The organism is Gordonia sp. LMA484, from assembly GCF_058129505.1.
Map to the genome: position 1 here is coordinate 568,252 of NZ_CM176700.1, position 19,673 is coordinate 587,924.

14 protein-coding genes are annotated in these 19,673 nt (G+C 57.7%); 12 read left to right on the forward strand and 2 right to left on the reverse strand.

From position 1 onward, the window contains the following. Nucleotides 1-355: 355 nt before the first annotated feature. On the reverse strand, nt 356-1,909 hold the full coding sequence (locus tag AC4AMJ_RS02590; RefSeq protein WP_489917112.1) for an AtzH-like domain-containing protein: 1,554 nt from the start codon (nt 1,907-1,909) through the stop codon (nt 356-358). A gap of 103 nt (nt 1,910-2,012) precedes the next feature. Between AC4AMJ_RS02590 and AC4AMJ_RS02595 the strand changes: the two genes are divergently transcribed. Further along, nucleotides 2,013-2,525 carry an ureidoglycolate lyase gene (locus AC4AMJ_RS02595; protein ID WP_489917114.1) on the forward strand — a complete coding sequence of 171 codons (513 nt, stop codon included), beginning with the start codon at nt 2,013-2,015 and terminating at the stop codon, nt 2,523-2,525. Then, on the forward strand, nt 2,522-3,532 hold the full coding sequence (locus AC4AMJ_RS02600; protein WP_489917116.1) for an LLM class flavin-dependent oxidoreductase: 1,011 nt from the start codon (nt 2,522-2,524) through the stop codon (nt 3,530-3,532). The genes AC4AMJ_RS02595 and AC4AMJ_RS02600 overlap by 4 nt, the downstream gene beginning before the upstream one ends. A gap of 5 nt (nt 3,533-3,537) precedes the next feature. Here AC4AMJ_RS02600 and AC4AMJ_RS02605 read toward each other — a convergent pair whose 3' ends face one another. Then, nucleotides 3,538-4,269, reverse strand: coding sequence for a GntR family transcriptional regulator (locus AC4AMJ_RS02605; protein WP_489917118.1), 732 nt, complete (start codon nt 4,267-4,269; stop codon nt 3,538-3,540). Nucleotides 4,270-5,250: 981 nt separating this feature from the next. On the opposite strand from AC4AMJ_RS02605, the gene AC4AMJ_RS02610 reads away from it, so the two are divergent. The 10 genes from AC4AMJ_RS02610 to AC4AMJ_RS02655 all read left to right on the forward strand — a co-directional run bounded on the left by AC4AMJ_RS02610 (nt 5,251) and on the right by AC4AMJ_RS02655 (nt 19,491). Then, entirely contained in the window at nt 5,251-6,771 is a 1,521-nt protein-coding gene (locus AC4AMJ_RS02610; RefSeq protein WP_489917120.1) for a sugar transferase, read from the forward strand. Next, nucleotides 6,771-8,072: a UDP-glucose dehydrogenase family protein gene (locus tag AC4AMJ_RS02615; RefSeq protein ID WP_489917122.1), complete on the forward strand. Its 1,302-nt coding sequence runs from the start codon at nt 6,771-6,773 to the stop codon at nt 8,070-8,072. Before AC4AMJ_RS02610 ends, AC4AMJ_RS02615 begins: the two co-directional genes overlap by 1 nt. Nucleotides 8,073-8,810: 738 nt before the next feature. Continuing rightward, a complete protein-coding gene (locus AC4AMJ_RS02620; RefSeq protein ID WP_489917124.1) occupies nt 8,811-9,896 on the forward strand; it encodes a glycosyltransferase in 1,086 nt (361 codons plus the stop codon). A 39-nt stretch (nt 9,897-9,935) separates the two neighbouring features. After that, nucleotides 9,936-11,120, forward strand: a complete 1,185-nt coding sequence (locus AC4AMJ_RS02625) for a glycosyltransferase (RefSeq protein WP_489917126.1) — start codon at nt 9,936-9,938, stop codon at nt 11,118-11,120. Between the two features lie 53 nt (nt 11,121-11,173). Next, nucleotides 11,174-12,385, forward strand: coding sequence for an oligosaccharide flippase family protein (locus AC4AMJ_RS02630; RefSeq protein WP_489917128.1), 1,212 nt, complete (start codon nt 11,174-11,176; stop codon nt 12,383-12,385). Nucleotides 12,386-12,395: 10 nt separating this feature from the next. Next, nucleotides 12,396-13,448, forward strand: coding sequence for a glycosyltransferase family 4 protein (locus AC4AMJ_RS02635; RefSeq protein WP_489917130.1), 1,053 nt, complete (start codon nt 12,396-12,398; stop codon nt 13,446-13,448). After that, a complete protein-coding gene (locus tag AC4AMJ_RS02640) occupies nt 13,445-14,746 on the forward strand; it encodes a hypothetical protein (RefSeq protein WP_489917132.1) in 1,302 nt (433 codons plus the stop codon). The genes AC4AMJ_RS02635 and AC4AMJ_RS02640 overlap by 4 nt, the downstream gene beginning before the upstream one ends. Beyond that, nucleotides 14,739-16,667, forward strand: coding sequence for a DUF2264 domain-containing protein (locus AC4AMJ_RS02645; RefSeq protein ID WP_489917134.1), 1,929 nt, complete (start codon nt 14,739-14,741; stop codon nt 16,665-16,667). The genes AC4AMJ_RS02640 and AC4AMJ_RS02645 overlap by 8 nt, the downstream gene beginning before the upstream one ends. A gap of 642 nt (nt 16,668-17,309) precedes the next feature. Next, on the forward strand, nt 17,310-17,984 hold the full coding sequence (locus AC4AMJ_RS02650) for an SGNH/GDSL hydrolase family protein (RefSeq protein WP_489917136.1): 675 nt from the start codon (nt 17,310-17,312) through the stop codon (nt 17,982-17,984). Between the two features lie 52 nt (nt 17,985-18,036). Then, entirely contained in the window at nt 18,037-19,491 is a 1,455-nt protein-coding gene (locus AC4AMJ_RS02655) for a tyrosine-protein kinase domain-containing protein (protein WP_489917138.1), read from the forward strand. Nucleotides 19,492-19,673 lie beyond the last annotated feature (182 nt).

Below are 19,673 nucleotides of genomic sequence, written 5' to 3' on the forward strand. Positions count from 1 at the left end.
TGAGGAGCGAGCTTGCGAGCGTCCCTTCGGTCCCTGAGGAGCGAGCTTGCGAGCGTCCAATCGGTCCCTGAGGAGCGAGCTTGCGAGCGTCACGAAGGGCCGACCCTTCGTGACGGCCCTCCGCGAACGTAGTGAGTGGCGTATCGAAACCACCGCCACCCACCCGGTCCCTGAGGAGCCTCGCGAGGAACGAGCGATGCGTCACGAAGGGCCGACCCTTCGTGACGTCCCTCCGCTATCGCTCCGGCCCTCCTCAGGGATCGGGGAAGACGGCCCTCCGCTATCGCTCCGGCCCTCCTCAGGCCACGAAAAACGGCCCGCACCAACCGGTACGGGCCGTTCCGCGGAACGCAGCTCAGATCCGAAAACCCAACCAAGACCGAGCAAACGACACCAACGCACCATCACCCCCGACCGCCCCAACCGCACACAACCCCACCGGAGCATCCTCCGCGGTCAAACACGGAGCTGAGATCGCCGGCCGGCCCGACAGGCTCGCCAGGCAGGTGAGATGCAGCGTTGCCGTACGCGCGCGCTCAGCCGAACCGCCCGAGCGATGCGGCGCCGGACTCGAACTGCTCGGCAGCAACAACACCGAACTACCGGGCAGCGCACCCGCAAGCCGCTCACGCGCCTCCTCGATTACCCGCCGCGCCCGCCGGGCATCGTCCGAGGTCACCATCGACGCCGCCCGGAACCTCTCGGCGACATCGGCGGTCACTGCGTCGGGATGCGCGGTGAGGAAATCGCCGTGGCTCTCCCACGCCTCGTAGGCCTGCACTGTGCGGAAGGTACGGAACCAGTCATCGAGCCGACCGTCGACGACATTGCGGAACGAGACAGGGACATCCTGACCAACAAGCCGAACTGCCTGCCAGAATGCCTGCGCCACTTCGGGCTCCGCGTAGCCGAGCAGACTGGGGTCGATGATGACATCGGTGACCTGCTCCCACTCCTGCGGCGCAACCAGAACGTCGATTCCGCGGGACAGCGTGTCGATGTCACGCGCCAGGAGCCCGACGGTGTCGAATGACGGCGCCAACGGCAGGACACCGGTGGTGTCGATGGCGCCGTGACTGGGCCGGTATCCCCAGATTCCCTGGTAGGAGGCGGGTACTCGGATCGATCCGGCGGTGTCGGTGCCGAGGCCGAGATCTACTTCGCCGGAGGAGACCGCGACCGAGGGGCCGCTGCTCGACCCGCCGGGAATGCGTTCGGGTGCGGCCGGGTTCGGGGGTGTGCCGTAGTGCGAGTTGACGCCGCCGAGGCTGTAGGCGAGTTCATCGGTGTGAGCGAGTCCGGTGACGGTGGCCCCGTGAGAAACGAGAGCGTTGACTGCGACCGCGTGTGCCGACTCGATCGGCGCCTGCGCCAGGTAGTGGGGTGTGCCACCGCCGATCGATTCCCCGGCGATGGCGAACAGGTCTTTGACCGCCACCGTCAGTCCATTCAGTTCGCCGTCACCCGTGGCCGGTACCAACGGTGCTCCGACCTTGCGCCACACGGTGGTATCGCGCGGCGGTCCGGCGCTGACGTGCGCATAGGTCACTCTCCAGCCGTCCGGGGTGAGTTGCCACGCCTGCGTTTGGAGGCCACGTGCCCCGTTGGGGCGGCAGGTTTCGGTGAGGATGAGAGCGGTGTCGTCGGCGAGTTCGCGGACATGGACCGCGGTGATGGTGCGGGCCGGCGCCCCCTGTGTGCGGGCGGCGCGGAACCGGGCGATCTCGTCGTGTCCGATAAGGACGGCGGAATGGTCGGCGCGGATCGTGCGCTCGTCGTGCCAGAACAAGTTGTCGAGTTCCGCCACGTCGTTGGCCATCAGCGCCGACTCGTAGCGCCAGAATGCCTGCATCAGAGTCGAATTGGTCTGATCGATCGGGGGAACGGAACAGTCGATACTGCTACTCATGTCCACAGACTGCACCGCGAATGTTTCACACACATGACGAATCGGTACAACATGTCTGACATGTGCTAGCGTCGCCGCCACGACAATCTGCTGGGAGGTGGCCATGAGTCCCGTTGTGTCGTCGATGCGACAGATTCCTGTTCAGACCTTGACCGACGAGGCGTTCGCGCCGTTCGGTGCGGTGCTGTCCGGGGTGCCCGACGGTGATGCGCCGCAGCCCGGGGAGCGTCTGCTCGACCTGAGCAATGGCACTCCTCGGTTCTATGTGATGTCCCTGCGGGATCGGCCGGCGCGGTTCACGTCAGTGACCCGTCACCGCCGGGTGACCCAGGCATTGGCGGCGGTCGGCGGTGCGGAATGGATTCTCGCCGTTGCTCCGCCCGGCGATGCCGACGACCCCGATATGCGGCCGTCGATCGAGCAGGTGGCGGCGTTTCGGGTGCCCGGTGACGTGGTGGTGCTCATGCATCGGGGAACCTGGCATGCCGGCCCGTTCTTCGACGATGACCAGATGAGTTTCTTCAACCTGGAACTCGATGACACGAATCGTGTTGATCACCAGAGTCATTCCTTCGACGGGGTGGAGCTGGTCGTGGTCGAGGAGCCGCACTCATGAGCCAATCCCTGCCGGTGGGGCTGCTGTATCAGATGTGGGAGACCCCCGATGTGTCGACCGCGGCACTGGTGGACCGGGCGCTGGACGATTTCCGGTTGGCCGCCGATCTCGGGTTCGATGCGGTGTGGGTCGGCGAGCATCATTTCGTTCCGCAGGGCCGCAGCTTCTATGGGCGGATCTCACACCCGGAGATGCTGCTGACCAGAGCGGCCGCCGAGATCCCGCGCATGCGGTTCGGTACCGGAGTGAAGGTGCTGCCGGATGTGAGCGCTACCCGCGCCGCCGAGGAGATGTGCATGCTCGACCTGCTGTCGGGTGGGCGTGCCGACTTCGGGGTGGGGCAGGGCACCGGATACGCCGGCGACGAACGGCTACGCCGGCAAGAGATCTTCCGTGACCGAATCGACGAGATCCTGCAGCTGCTCGACGGGGAGGTGTCCGACGGGCTGCCGCGGATCACGTTCGACGATGGTGGTCGGGTGCGCGACAACCTGTGGGCGGCATGCCGGGACGAGGCGTCAGTGGTGCACGCGGCGCGTAACGGACTGAACTTTGTGGTGGGGCAGGCCGAGAATGCGCGGGCGCAGGCCGAACACATCCGGTGCTACCGGGAGGCCAGCGGGTTGGGGCGGGTGCGTGGGGTGCGCGCCGTCTATGTGGCCGAGTCGCGGGAGCGTGCCTGGGCCGAGTTCGAGGAGGCGTTCGAGGTGTACAGCGTGATGATCGCCGGTCCGGACGGCCGGTACACGCGGGAGGCGATCGCCGCCGGGCTGTTGCCGGAGCAACCACGAACCATCGATGAGTGGCTGTATCAGGCCAATGTCATCCTCGGCACTCCCGAGCAGGTGGCCGAGCAGTTGTCGGAGTACCTCGATGTCACGGGCGTGGATCGACTGGATCTGCTGGTGCAGTTCCCGCGCCTGCCCGCGGAGTGCACCCGGCGATCGCTGGAGTTGTTTGCGTCGGACGTGTGGCCCCATCTGGCGCCGATGCTGGTCGCGTTGTGAGCTGATCAGCGGCGGACGAGCCGGATCATGGTGTGCTGAAACGCGTTGGTCGCGTGGAGCTCGGAGGCCCAGTACGCGGTGAGTCCGGCACGGCTCACCCCTACAACTTCCATGGTGAGAGCCGGTTTGCCTTCTTCGATGTCGAGTAGGCCGGCGTCACGCGCCGACACCGACGTGGCCGACGGGTAGACGATCTCCCATTCGGTGGCGCCGACCCCGAACTGAGCCGCGATGTCGAACACCGGCTTGGTCGCGTCGATGTCGGCGGGCGCGGAGGCGGGCAGGACGATCGAGTCGTTGGCGCGGATGACCGGGAGGTCGTCGGCGAACCACACCTTGGTGGTGCGCAGCACCCGTGTGTCCTCGCTCAGCTCATACTGTTCGGTTTCGTCGGGTGTGGCACCGTCGATCCGGCTTTCCACCACAACCATCGATGCCCGCCGCCCGGTCGATGCGATGAGCTCAGCCCGGTCGATCTGCTCGTCGATGCGGGCCGAGACGTCGAGCATGCGGCGGTTGATCACCGTGTCGGCGCCTTGCCGTCGACGGATATAGCCGCGTTCCTCGAGTCGGACCAGCGCCTCCCGCACCGCTGGCCGGGAGGCGGCCAGCCGCTCGGCCAGCGCCGGCTCGCCCGGCATCGGTGACCCAGACTGCGCAGACTCCCGCCACACTTCCTCCAGCCGCGCGGGTAGACCGCCGCGATCGCGGGGGAGGGGTGGCCGTGCTGGGGGCATGGCGGGAGTTTAGCGGAGGGTGGGGTGGGTTGTCTGACATGTGATACGGCGGGTGGTGCACGAACTGACACGACGATTCAGAGGAATCGGAACGGGTGGTTGCGTAGCGCTAGGTTTGCTGTGACCAGTGGAGTCGTGCGGATGAACCCAAGTTGGGCAGCGTGTACAGCGACTTGGTTTCCATCCCCGCTGTTACCGGGCCTCTCAAGACTACGAACACGAGGCATTGGCGGTGCGGGGTCGTTTGCCGCTGCGACCGTCGCCGGACTGCGCGTCCGGGCACGCCTGCTCAAAGCACCGACCTGACAGGCCCGTCGCTCCCGCGGAGAACGCACTTGATGGCTCCCAAGCAACGTCGCTGCAACCAATTGATCAACAATCACGGTGTAGTCCAAACAGGGTATTCCCACCTACTAACCACCATGGTAAAAATCGTTCTTCGCTGTTCCTGCTGTCATATTCGAGTGTCGGCTCGTTAGTCGCAATAAACGGACGCAAATCGAAGACGAAGTGTAGTAAATTCACGATTTAGAATTTCGCCGGGAGGTCCGCGACTAGTCGGCGAGTTGCGGTCCGCTAACTCGACCTTTGCTGGTCCTTATCGCCCCGGCTCGAGAAGTGTGTCCCAAATCACTTGTCCAACCGGCAATCCGGCATCGTTAGCAGCTCTAACGATGCTGGTCAGCGAACATGCAGGTCACCGTTGGGGCCGGCTAACGGAGATGTGGACAAACCCGATGTAGCAGACTGGCTTGGCGTGTGCGCTGCCGGCCCAAACCTCCCAATCTTTGCGATGGCGGAAGGGCTGCGGTCCGCTTTCAAGTTGTCAAAGTCAGGTGACTGCAATAACCTTCTCAGCATCCGTTCAGGGTCAAAAAATGGTCTCTGAAGAAGCCTAGAAATGGCGGCGCTGGCTCTGTGCTGCCTTTTTTGGCGTTCCAGTAAAAACACTGTGAACGGGGTCGGGGAGAGGAAGCGACGTTGGCGAATGGTCAGGCGTACGACGCTTCACGTGGAGTGACGTCGGCGCGACTCGGACAGCGACTGCGATTCGTGAGTCGCTCGGGCGAGCGCTCACGCTCGTGGGTCCAGGGTTACCTCGCACGCCTCGCCTGGTCTGATGCGGTGATCATCGCGGTGGCGATGACAGTCGCGCAGTGGGCGCGGTTCGGCGCCGACGACGCTTTGACCCCGAACGGCGCAATTAAGGCGCCGGCCGCTTACGTGTCAATCGTTCTCGGGGTGGTGTGGCTACTGGCCTTGCGCGCGTTCCAGACCCTTGACCGGCGCATCATCGGGTCGGGCCCGCAGGAGTACAGCCGAGTGGTCACGGCCTGCTTCTCGGTATTCGGCGCACTCGCGATTCTCGACCTCCTGTTCCGGCTCAACATCGCCCGCGGGTTTTTGGCGTTAGCGCTGCCGATTGGCACGTTTGGGTTGCTGTTCACCAGGTGGCTGTGGCGGCGCCGGCTCTTACGGCAGCACGCTGCAGGCAAGAACCTGGAGCATGTGCTAGTCGTTGGTTCGCCGAGTTCTGCAATGCCCCTGACAGACCGACTGATGAGGCAGCCGAGCCTGGGATACCGGGTCGTGGGAATCTGCCTTCCAGCGCGCAGTGGACTTCGCGAATCAGTGACCGTAGGTGAACGTCAGATCCCGGTCCTCGGCAATTTCGACGACGTAGCCAACGCAGTTGGGCGCTCGGGTGCAACGACGGTTGCGGTCACGTCGGCAGAAGCCGTTGGGCACAGCGCTATGCAAAGTTTGTCGTGGGATCTCGAAGGTCTGGACGTCGACATGCTGGTGGCGCCGGGCATCACTGACGTAGCGGGTCCACGCATGATGGTGCGCCCGGTAGCTGGTCTACCCCTGGTTCATATCGACAAGCCGCAATACGAGGGCGCTACACGCTTCCGCAAGGCCTTTGTAGACCGAGTCGGTGCCGCGGTCATCGTGACACTGCTGACGCCGGTGCTCCTTGCTGTGGCGGTGGCGATCAAAGTGGATTCGCGCGGACCAGTCTTCTACCGGGCTACCCGCGTGGGCATCAACAACAAGCCCTTCCGGATGTGGAAGTTCCGATCGATGGTGCCGGACGCCGACGCGTTCAAGGAGAACCTTCGCTCACATAACGAGGGCTCAGGCCTTCTGTTCAAGATGCGTGACGACCCTCGGATCACTAAGGTCGGCGCCGTTATCCGGCGATACAGCCTTGACGAACTTCCCCAGCTGCTGAATGTGCTTACCGGCACGATGAGCCTGGTGGGGCCACGCCCACCGCTGCCAGATGAAGTCGACCAGTACGACGGCCGCGTTGCCCGCCGGATGTTGGTGAAGCCGGGGATGACGGGGCTCTGGCAGGTGTCTGGGCGGTCGGACCTGTCGTGGGAGGAGTCTGTGCGACTTGACCTGTCGTATGTGGAGAACTGGTCGATAATGCAGGACGCGCTCATCTTGTGGAAGACCGTAAGAGCAGTCGTAGCGAAGGATGGAGCGTACTGATGAGGATGGTGGTGCTCGGGCTCGGATACCTAGGCGCGACACATGCGGCGTGCATGGCTGAATTGGGGCACGAAGTCCTTGGGATTGAGGTCGCTCCGGAGAAGCGCGAGCAGCTTGCGGTGGGTGAAGTTCCTTTCTATGAACCGGGCCTACCTGATCTGCTAAGAAGGCACATCGAATCCGGTGCATTGAGGGTCTCGGCCTCATATGGTGAAGCGGCCGATTTTGCCGACTTATTCTTTATAGCAGTAGGAACGCCGCAGAAAAAGGGAGAATACAGCGCCGACTTGACGCACGTCGACGGAGCGGTCGAAGAGTTGGTACCGCTGCTTACCCGCGATTCTCTAATCCTTGGCAAGTCGACGGTACCTGTAGGCACCGCGCAGCGGCTCGCAGACCGCATCGACGACCTGGCGAAGGACGTCAACGTCGAAATCGCATGGAATCCCGAGTTCCTCCGCGAAGGCTATGCTGTCCAGGACACGCTCAATCCCGACCGATTGGTGCTCGGCGCGTTTACGGGTGGTCAGGCTGAGCTAGTATGCCGTACGATCTATTCCTCTATAATCGAGACGGGCACGCCGCTGATCGTTACCGATCCGCCGACGGCAGAACTTGTTAAGACGTCCGCCAATGCCTTTCTAGCAACGAAAATATCATTCATCAATGCGATCGCCGAGGTATGCGATGCGGCTGGAGCAGATGTCCAGGCTATAGCCGAGGCGATCGGGTATGACGCCCGAATCGGTCGAAGATTTCTGAACGCGGGGCTGGGATTTGGCGGTGGGTGTCTTCCGAAAGATATTCGAGCGTTTATGGCACGAGCTGGTGAGCTCGGAGCCGCAGAGGCGCTGAGCTTCCTACGCGAGGTCGATAACGTCAACATGCGTCGCCGCACGCGAATGGTCGAGCTAACGCGGAAGGTCTGTGGAGGCTCGCTCCTCGGAAAACGAATCGCCATACTAGGTGCAGCGTTTAAACCCGAGTCTGACGATGTAAGGGATTCGCCAGCATTGAACGTCGCGGGCCAGATCCAGCTCCAAGGTGCGTCAGTAACTGTTTATGACCCTAAAGCGATGGACAACTCGCGCAAACTGTTTCCAACGCTCGACTACGCGGTCACGGCGGTCGAGGCCTGCGAAGGCGCAGACGTTGTGCTAGTACTCACCGAATGGCAGGAGTTCATCGCCTTGGTTCCTGGTGAGCTGAGTGTAGTGGTTCGCCAAAGGAATATTATCGACGGCCGGCTTTGTCTCACACGTATGTCGTGGGAGGACAAGGGCTGGAACTACTTCGCTTGAAGGATCTTTAACAACTATGACACCGAGAACAGCAGCCAGCTTCCATCTGCGAAGTTCCAAAGTAAGCAACAAGAAACTCTCTCGAAAGACCGCTGAGATAATTTGGAAGGACGGCGGCGACGAAAAATCCGTACTCTGGCTGTTTCTGGTTAACGAGATTCTTGCGACATTTCTTCTGCCATCTCGAATTCGTACACAGCTACTACGGATGTTCATCCCCGGCATTGATCGGCGCGCGATAATACGCGCACACGTAATATTCAAGTCGCGAAACGTTAGTATAGGCAAAGGCGCCGTTATTTCCTACCGAACGCTGTTCGACACTCGCGACGGCATCACTATCGGAGAATACGTATCCGTAGGGGCGGACGTTCGATTTCTCACGTCCGACCATGAAATGTCAGACCCAAATCGGAGGTCGGGTCAGAGGCTCGGTGCACCTATAACAGTCGGTGATGGAGCTCGGGTCGCCACAGCTAGCACAGTTTTGATGGGCACGGAAATAGGGCAAGGGGCGGTGGTCGCTGCAGCATCCGTGGTGCGAGGGCGACTTAGATCAAACTGTCTGTACGCAGGAGCGCCGGCGCAATTTAAGCGAGAACTCCCGGGGGCTGGCGAATGAGCTGCGACGACAGTTTCCGAGAAGAGCGAAGAATAGATCGATTTGGAACAATGCTAATACCAAATGTTCCTGGACTTGAAGCTGGTCCTACTGACGCTCCGCAGCTCGAGCTGAACATGGCTTTCGTACACGACTATCTGACACAGACCGGCGGTGCGGAACGTGTCGCTCTAGCCATCGCTTCAGGTTTCAACTTATCAACGATACATACAACCTTCTATGACGAAGATTCAACATTCACGGAATTTCGCGATTTTAAGATCGAACATCCAAAGTCAAACTTCGGATGGCTCGCTAAGAAGAACATTCGCCTGACCCTCCCTATAATGAGACGATCGATTCGTAATATCGAGATTCCTGACGCTGATGTGGTCATCTGCAGCAGCAGTGGATGGGCCCACGGTGTCCGTACAGATACGCCTAAGGTGATCTATTTCCATACTCCAGCAAGATGGCTCTACGAAAAGGAAGACTTCTTCAAAGGTCCGACCGGAGCTTTGCGTCCCTTCATAGGCGGTTTCGAAAAGAAATTAAGGATCTGGGATAGGGAAGCGGTCGAATCGGCAGAAGTATTGGTGGCTAACTCTTCGACAGTTGCAGCCAGGATACAGAAGGTCTACGGCCGTGAAGCCCGCGTCGTTCATCCTCCAGTGACCATAAACACGGAGGGAGTCGCGGAACGACCCCCAGGAGTTCCTGACGAGTATCTCCTCATTGTTGCACGAAAACGTGGGTACAAGAACGTAGACGAGGTGTGCCATGCAACAAAAGGCATGGGAATTCCACTTATCGTCGTCGGTGGAGATGTTGGAATCGAGGATAGTAGCGCAGTCATTCGACTTGGGCGTGTCCCGGAATCTGAATTACGCTGGCTCTACCGGAACTGCAGTGCGCTGATCGCGGCTGCACATGAGGACTTTGGACTGACGCCAATTGAGGCGAATTCTTACGGGCGACCGGTTGTGGCGCTTCGCCGCGGCGGTTATCTCGATTCAATGGTTGAAGGAACTACGGCCGTATTCTTTGAACGACTTGCAGAAGAACAAATTCAGGCGGCAATTTCAGAGGCACTGAAAACACAGTGGGTTCCCGAGACGATTCGCAGGAATGCAGCGCGTTTTCGCTTGGATGAATTCATCCGTCAGTTGGGCATCGCTGCGCGCGAAGCAACCGAAGTGCGGAAAGTCGTGGGAGGCCAATAGATTATGGACGAGGTGTCGCGAAGCAGAGTTAGTTACACGGTGACGATACTGTCCACGGCCGATTGGGATGCACCACTATGGACAAACAAACAACAGATTGCGAGTCGCCTAGCTCAGCGCGGCCACAAGGTGGTATACGTAAACTCGCTGGGCTTGCGTCAGCCTTCTGTTTCGAGCGCCGATCTAGGTCGAGTGTGGCGCGTCGTGGAAAGGGGCTTAGGTAAGCTCTTAGCGCGATTGCGCTTCAGAGAAATCACCCTTCGTTCGGTTGGGCAGGCAGATAATGGCCGAAAATCTCCTACGGTACTGAGTTTGCCCGTGGTACCATTTCATCGATTCCGCATCGCGCGAACGGTGAATGTAGCGCTTCTCAAGATGGCGGCGCGAAATATTTCTGGAGATGTGTTGTGGACCTTTTCTCCTGTGACCTACGGATTAGAGCGATCGCATTCCGCGCTTGTTTACCATAGTGTCGATATTCTTCAAAACTTGCCTCGTGTACCAAAGCAGTTTGTTCAGCGCTCAGAAGATGCAATCGTCGCAGTTGCCGACGAAATTGTAACTAGCTCGCAGGAAATCGCTAAGTCAATAGGTCTTCGCCATGATAGAGAAGTTCTGGTCTGGGAGAACGTAGGTGACGTCTCCCTTTTCAGAGCATCGATGCTCAAGAGTCGTAAGTCTACCGTAGTTTTCTGCGGCAACCTGACCCCGACGAAGGTAGACTTTGATCTATTACTAAGCCTTGCCTCGGCTGGTATTCATTTGACAATTGCGGGCCCAACTTCGATTGACGGCGAGAGGGCACGGGTTTCAATTCAAACGTTGCTGGCACATCCGAATGTTTCGTATGTCGGCACACTTACGCAAAACGATTTAGCAGTATTATGCGGATCAGCCTCTATCGGCCTCATCCCATATAAAATCAATGACTATACTCGAGGTGTGTTTCCCTTGAAGGTGTTTGAGTATCTTGCTGCTGGGCTTCCAGTTGTTAGCACGCGCTTGCCGAGTCTTCGGGGAAGGTCAATTTACGGACTGGAGACGGCAGATCGCGGATCATTCGTCGATAGGGTTCTAACACTAACGTCGACTACGATACCGACCAATTTTCGGGAGGCAGTGTCTGACGCAGTTTCTAATAACTCTTGGGACGCGCGAACAGACGAGGTCGAGATCCTCCTGGATACCATTATGGATGGAAAGAGCGCGCGTTGCGAAGCCTAAACGTGCGCTTTAGTAGCCTGGCGGAAAGCCGTGACCAGTTCCGGGGTATCCTTATGTATCTCGCTGGTCCATTGTTGGGAATTGCGAGCGGCCCGGTGTTGGCAAGATGTCTTGGCCCAGACGGACGTGGCCAGTTCGCGGCGATCATGGCGCCGATCTCTATAGCAGGAGCGATTGCAAGTCTCGGATTCCCTAGTGCCATCGTATATTTTTCTGCGCGGGTTGGACGTCCGCTAGGCGTCTACAAGCGCGCCACAGCTGTTTGTATCGCCCCCGCGCTCTTAACTTATGGCGCCATGATTGTCTATGCTAGAACAGTCAGTGCGAATCAAGGCCTTTCTTTTTGGGCGCTTGTTATCGCCTGGAGCGCTATTCTTCTCTCAGCGGTCGTGCAATTGAGGCGTGCATTGTGGCAGTCGGTTTCCGCATGGCGCTTACTAGACGTGGAGCGGGGCCTGGCTGCCGTCTTGCGCTTCGGTTCCGTTGTGGGGATTGCGTATCTAGTACAGGGTTCGGCGATAGCGGTCGCGGGCGCCGCGCTGGTGGCCTTTCTTCTGTCGAGCGCACTGCTCTTCATCAGACGGCCCGCTCAAGTTCCACCCGCTGAGGACCAACTGCTTCCGAGTGTTTCCACGATGGTCCGGTACAGCACGGTCGCGGCGGTCGGTACGGTGACGACCATTGCTGGGGCGAGACTCGATCAACTTCTGATGCCGGCTACTTCAAGCTCTCGTGAGCTTGGGTACTACGCGGTTGCAGTAACGATCGCTGAGGTGCCGCTCGTCCTTGGCACGCTCGCTTCGCGAAACACGTTGACGTTATCGTCAGCTGGCCTCTCAACGCAAGAGATCATCTCACGCATAAGGGTATATCTGGCCGGTAGCTTCGTGTTGGTGGGAATATTAGTCGTGTTAGCGCCATACTTCATTCCGTTCGTTTTTGGAACCGCTTTCCAAGAATCCGTCGGTCCAACCTGCATCCTTCTTGTTGGAACGCTATGTACGTCCCTGTCATTGGTGTTGTCAGCGGTACTTCAAGGCCGCGGGCGTCCTGGACTTGGAAGCTTTGTGCCCGTCGTAAACGTTGTTATTGTGGCGCTTGGCTTCGTAGTATTCTGGGGCGACATCTCGAGTCACCGCGCAAGCGTGATCTCACTAGTTGGTTCTGTCATGTCGGCCATATTCGGATTTTTTCTCGTCATGAGGAGACAGCAACCGACACCCGCCGCCGTCGCTGCGCAATCCGTCAACAGCGTTCGCGGATAGGGGTCAGCTTATGCACGTCGCGGTAATTGCGAGTTCGGAGACTTCCGGCGGCGCTGAGGAGTACCTATATCGGCTTTATCATGCGCTGTCGAGGGACCACGGGGTTCGCGTCACCGTCCTGGGTCAGTTTCCAGAATGGCCACGCGAAATAGGTGAAACGGTGGATGTCGGCGCGGGGCCCAAATTCACCCGGCGCAGGGGATTGCCCGTGCAGGCAATAGAGACGATGAGTTACATACCTCAGGTGCTCCGTAGCCTCGGTGAGCTGCATCCGGATGTCGTTCATATCCAGTATTTTCGCGAGAAGATCTTCTTGCCGTGGATAGTCTCTCGTTCCTACCCGCTGGTTTGGACTGAGCATGCTCCGTTGCCCACTAATTTCCCGATGGGTGGTCGCCGTTTAGTCGCTCGCCAGTCGCGGTTCGCTCGCGTGATTGCTGTCTCGAATGGTGTCGCGCGTGACCTGAGCTTAGCGGGGATCGATTCGACAGTTATTGCCAATCCGGTGCCGCAATCCATAGGAGTCCAGCGAAGGCATGGGGGAGAAGCTAGCGCGCCTGCTGACGCCGGGTACGTTCTCTACGTTGGTCGCCTGCACGCGAACAAACGGGTCGATCTCCTTCTAGATGTAGCGCGCGTTATGCCAGACCGGAGGTTTGTGATCGCTGGTACCGGACCTGCTGCCGGCACGCTCGCTTCGTCGGCACCGCCTAATGTGGATTTCATCGGTCATGTCGCGGTGTCCGACGATCTATACAGAAATAGTCGGGCGGTTGTGATCACGTCGGGCCGACCGGCACGAGAAGGGCTGCCGATGGCTCTGTTAGAGGCACGTTCAGTTGGCGCCCGGGTAATGATGGCAAGCGACTGCCACGCCGCCGACGATGCGCTAGCACTCGGCGGCGAGGTGTTCGAACCTACTGTGGACGCGCTGGCCACAACACTCGCACGCGAAGAAGCCATGTCTATTGAGAACCCGATGTCTGGGGGTCTCTCCGAGACAGAATGGGCGCGTATGCATCATAAAATTCTTAATGAGGCGATCAATCGAGGTGCTCGATGATTCTCTCCGTTTGCCTCTATTTCACGCTGTTCGCCTTAATTAACGTACGGGCGATCATGAAGTACCTTGATCGCAATGTCATGCAATGCATCATCTCATTTGTCGCAGGCTGGATGTACACGGTATGCATGTGGATCCCTGCTGTACTGCAAAGCGCCGGGCGGACGACCAGCAAACTGGTCGGCCCGGGGGTATTGCCGTTGCCCAGCTGGCCTGAAATATATGAACTGAGTCTACACTGGTCAATTGAACTTGCAACGATTATCGTTGCGGAGCTAATTGCTGTACGGCTCGTCTGTGTTGAGCGCCGAAGCACAAAAGCGTCCAGGTTTAGTGAGTACGATTGGAAGATTTCCTCGTGCATTTTGATCATGGTCGGCGTCGCGGCAATGGTCTTCTTCCCAGTCGACTTAACCAGCCGTGCTGCTACGGGCCAGGGCATACTGGCGATCCTGCGATCATGCCTGGTCTGTGGACTCGCAATTTTGGCATACTTTCGCGCGTTTAAAAGTCCTTGGTTGACCGTCGTCCTCGCGACCGGAGTTGCGATACTAGTAGCCGGAAATGTTCGTTCACCGATCTCCGTGGTTATCGTAGCTGCTGTTGCTGGCGTTATCGCCCGTGGATCAATCTATCGTGTCAAGACCTTGGCTATGGGTGTTGTTCTCATTGTGACTGCGACTATGGTCGGCGCGTTTATGTCGGATATGCGTGCGAACATTACGAGGCATCAGGGTCAGTCTACAGGCGACTTGATCCGCAACATCGCGGCTGATCCCATAGCTGCACCGTTTAGAGCTGGAATTGACACTCTGGACGGATACCGCTTCGCCCAGTTCGCTGCAAAGCTAGAACCGTCCGCGCTATCAGATCTGCTCTCACCCCTTTATACGTTCATTCCCCGGAGCATTTGGGTGGATAAGCCGGACTCACTAGCGGTGAGGCTGAGCACAAAGTACTTGGGGTATAAATCGAGTGGCCAATTTCTATCACCGACGGGCTATCTTACTGTCGCTACCGGCAGTTATATTGTCGCCATTCTCGTTCTAGGATTCACCGTCGTTCTCCTCGTAGCCTTTGCGAACTTTTTCTCAAATACTTACTGGCTCACTCTCGTACTGGTTGTTACATTTAGATTATTTTTGAATGGTACCAGCTTTGATATCTATTATGGTCTGACTCTGCTTCTGCCAACCATAGTGGCGGTGGCGTCCTGCAGAGTTTTTGTGGCTCCGGACCGTGGCGTACCTTTATTGACTGTCGACCGAGCGCGTGATGGGTTGGTGAGATATGAGTAGTCAAAAAGACAAGTTTGTGAGTATAGCTAAAGAGGTTGTCTACCGCAATTTGATAAGCATTGAATACTCGAACTGTGATCGACGGGAACTAGGTCAGATTAGCAAATGGGGCCTTCAGTCGGACCTTTACGAACGGTTTGCGAGAAACTCTCTATTGGCCGCTTTTCTGATTCGGAGTGGCGACCTCTCTATTGTCGAATCGCAGAGTATTGTGTCTAACTTTCGGAAACGCGTGTTGCTGAATCTCCCTGATGATCGCGCGTCTGGATGGTGGGGCCTTTCTCATATTCGGCAGTCTTATGTCGAATCGGGCGGACTGGCCATGGCGTATCTTGTGTGCCCACTTCTGTTCGAAGACGATAGTGCGACTCCGCTTATGGACTGTTCTGAGGTTCGGGGTCGAATTACCGAGTGGTTTCGAACCAACTTAAACCGATACTCATCCGACAATAACTGGCTTATTTATAGACTGGTGCTGATTAGGGCTCTGGCAAGACTTGGTTTGCGGGAGCCGGGCTTCGATCGTATCGAGAGTAAGTGCTATTCCCGAATCGAAGCGTGGTACCGGGCGCACGGTTGGTATGCGGACGGTCCGGGGAATTCTATTGATTACTATAGTTCGTGGTCTTATAACTTTTATCTACCGCTTCTAGGTCTTCTCGACTCCGGCGAGCGGGATGACCGTTCTGAACTATACCTAGATCGTTGTGACGAGCACAGTTCGACTCTAATGGGAATGGTGGATTCGATGGGAGCTCCGGTCTTCTTTGGGCGTAGCATGACGTATAGATTCGCTGTGGTCGCCCCGCTAGCCATCTCCGCGCTTCGAACATCGATTACGCCTGATCTATCGCGCGCGCTAGGGCAGACTTGGATGCGCTGCGTGGATTATTTCGCAGATAGCGGCGTTGTCGATGGCGGGGTAGTTCGCTTGGGGTATCTCAAGGATACGAAGACAGTTGCTCAACGCTATTCTGGGTTTGGGTCCTCGTATTGGTGCTTTAAGGCTTTCGTGGCGCTTCTCGTGCCTTCCTCATCCTGCTTCTGGGAGACGAGACCAGCAGATCGGGTAAGGGCCACGTCTCTGATGGAATTTGGCGCTTGCGTCTCGCGGGAGCACGGTGTTGCACACCTCCACAATCACGCTGTTGATTTTCACCGCGGTCGAAGGCATGGCTGGTTCCACGATGATCCGTTGTATGCCAACATGAGTTATTCGTCCCGCTCCGTGCCAGTTGTTATATCGAACATCCGATCAAATCATTTTGCACTTCTTCGGGGTACGAATGGCACCGAGCGAGGGCAGTTGGTGCGGCAGGCAGTGGGCCAAAGTTGGATTTCATCTACTTCGTATCCCCGTTGGCGCATCCCTGGCTCCGGCTTGCCTATATTCCGATACGGAAAGTTCGACAGCATTGGCCCACGGACAATGCCAAGCCGGTACGTTTTATCTCACACCTCAATCTTTGCCGGATCGTGGGTGGTTGATGTTTTTTACGTTCGTAACAGTCTGGCATGCAGAAACCGCGCAGTACGTTTCGCGTCGTGGGCTTTGCCGAGTAATGCTGCCGACGCTATTTCAATCCATCAGAGCGAATACCGAGATTGTCGCGTAACTCGTATAGCGAGCGCTGGTTTCGCGAATGTCTTTGTGACGCTCGCGGGATACGAATCGACAGACCTCATCGTCAGTGATCTCGAGACGCCTCTTGGAGACGTCGTTGCGATGCCGGTCGCACGCGGTGCAGTCTGCGCCGAGCAGCCTTTCGTGTCAGCTCGTCGCCTGTTCTCGACTTGCGAGCCTCGTCGGCCCGAGCTTGAAAATATTCCTTGCGCTCGGGTGGTCGGTAATTCGGTGACCATTCAGCATATAGATTGTGTATGGACAGTTTCGGTGGAAGGTGTTATCGATGCCAGCTGACTCACAGCTTTGCGCCGATCAATTGGTTGACGGTGCGAGGCCTTCACTCCTTGACGTACCAGTTTGTCTGCTCGGACACATCGGGCGGGATCTGTGATGGACGACCAGTTACCTGTCCCATCTACGCGATTGAATCGCAGGCGTCTTTTGAAGTCCTTCGCTGGTACGGCCGTTGCTGGAGCTGGAGCGCTGGGCCTAACCGGCTGCAGAAGCCTCGAGGGTAGTTCGCAGAGTTTCTCTGAGAGGTCGGTCTGGGAGCGGCCTGCCGTCAATTTGGAGGCGAAGAGGTACTGGAATTCGGCGGTCGCAGCACGAGGTGGTGGCAAGGTTGCTGGACTTATCCTAGGCGGTTCGACCGCTGAAGGGGCCGTGGCAAAACCGTGGACTGCGCGTTTTTCAACTCAGCTTGAAAAGTCGATCCAGGCTTCGTTTGCGCCCCGCCCTTCGTCCGGTGGATACGTCATCCGTGCCCGTGACAGTGCATGGGCTGTTACTGGAGCCTCAGAGGAGTCTCCTTACGACCTAGGTCTGCGAAACAGGCTCCTCGCGAAGCGATCGACTCTCACTCACACTTCGGTTCAACCGGTAACAGGTCTGCAGATTCTTTTTCTTCAAGGACCTGGATCGTCACCCTTCGAGGTTGTGATCGATGATCTTCCTCCAATACTCGTGATCCCGAACGTGCGGCGTCCCTTAAATTCACCGACCGGTGTTTGGGAGTCGCCGACTCTGAAGCGCAGCATTCACACTGTTCGTATCGTCGCTCATGGTCCTGTGTCCTTGGGAAATACGGCTTTTCGAGATGGCGATCGAGAGAGCGGGTTTTCGTTGTATCAAGGCGGTCATGCGGGGTGGTCCACCCTCGACTTCCTACTCGATGGTGCCGAAAGTATGTGGGAACGGTTCTCGTTCCTGCAGCCTAGTCTAGTCATATTGTGCGTGGGGACGAATGATAGAGGTAACGGCATTCAGCCGCAACGATTTGAGTATCAGGTTCGCACCCTGGTCGAGAGGATCGATTCGCTCAGTAGTATCCCGCCCTGGGTCGTGCTCGTTGCACAGCACAACACGTCACCTCGTGGTCCCGCGTCTTGGACTGACTACATGGAGTCGATGCGGAGAATCGCTCGGTCTTCGCATAATGTCACCTATACTTCTTTTTTCGAATTTCTGCCGCAGGTTCCGGGCAGATTCAATGACCCTAATGATCTTCTGGCGGATGATGACACCCACCTGAACGCAACCGGACATCTCCTTGCGGCTAAGGTGCTGGCGGCTCAGATGCAGTTTCCGATTACATCGTCGTGGTCGGTTTGAGATCAGAAGGATCTTGCCCGAAATTGTTTTCAGTCCATTGTCGGAGGTAACTATGTCATTTCGTTCGGAATCAGACGCTCAGATTCGGCAGTTCAATCGTTATCTAGTGGTCGCGCGTGAGCGTTGGTGGATCGTCGCAGTCGTTGCCGCTGCGTTCGCAGTGGTTGCTCTGGCGATTTCATTGCTTCAGACGCCAATGTACAAATCGACAGCGACGTTGTACGTCACGTCCGGTACTACGGCTAATTCGCAGAATGCTTACCAAGGCAGTCTTGCGTCCCAGCAGCGTGTGGATTCCTACGTTCGCCTGGTCAAGTCGGATGCGGTCTTAAGCGATGCAATCCGGTACGGCGATGTTGCAATGACTATTGATGACGCCCGGAAGGCAGTAAGCGCGAACGCGGCTCCCGATACGGTTCTGTTGAACGTCGTTGCGGTACGTGATTCGTCTGCAAGCGCGGCTGCGTTAGCTAACGCAGTAGCTTCGTCGATGACGCGATATGTTGCGTCTCTGGAACGACCAAGCGCAAGTGAAGTCCCTCTCGCAAAAGTGACGGTGGTTACTCCGGCAGTGCCCGCAGCTTCCCCATTCTCGCCCAGCATCATTCGAAACATCTTGTTAGGTTTGTTTATCGGAATTATAGCTGGTCTATTATTTCTGCTCGCGCGTGCGAGATTCGATAATAAGATACGCGATGAGGCTGACATTGAGACGATAACTGGTCAGGGGCCACTGACTCTAGTAGCTGTAGATGGCTCCCTGCACGCTCGCCCGCTAGCCGATTTCGAATCGGGTTCATCGCTAGCTACTGAGGCGTATCGACGTTTACGTACAAATGTTGCGTTCGCTAGCGTTGACCAGCCTGCCTGCAAACTCTTGGTGAGTAGTCCCGGCGAAGGTGAAGGAAAGACGACGACGGCGATCAACCTGGCTGCATCCCTGGCTGAAGCGGGTGGCCGTGTTGTCCTTGTGGATGCGGATTTGCGAAAGCCGGCCGTTGCTGATCGACTGAATGTAGCGGGTGCTGTCGGGCTTACAGATTGCCTTCGCGACGGCTTGCCTGTAGCAAGTCTGGTGCAGAGATCCGACATGTCGGGTCTCGATATCCTGCCGAGTGGTCAGCTGCCGCCGAATCCCGCGGAGCTTCTCGGCTCTCAACGCGCACGAGATGTACTTGACGTGCTCGGCGGCGCGTACGATTTCGTTATCGTTGATTCGCCGCCAATATTGCCCGTGACCGATGCTTGCGTCTTGTCGCAATGGGTTGACGGGACAATTGTTGTTATTCGTGCCGGACGCACGAAACGTCCAGACTTGATATCGACCCTCACGCAGCTTTCGAAAGCCAAGGCATTGGTATTGGGGACTGTTGTCAATGCGGCGACTGTTAGCGGAAAAGCGTACCGCTATGGTTACTATGGGGATAGAGGCACGGCTTCCGCTGGTGACAGTGAACTGGCGAGTGAGAGTTCTAATTCTCTAGCCGGTGCGGAACTGACTTCGTGACCGTAATGTCACTTAGTCTCGGCAGTGTTTCCGGGTGGGTAGTAGAGGTTCTGGTGGTTACGGTTGGTTTCCCGCGCACGGTCAGGAGCAAGCGGCGCATCACGTCGATTCTTTGCGGGTCTCGATCTGTCAGCATATTGGCATGGCGCGGCGGCTTCGTGGAGCAGGGGTGCGGGGCGCAA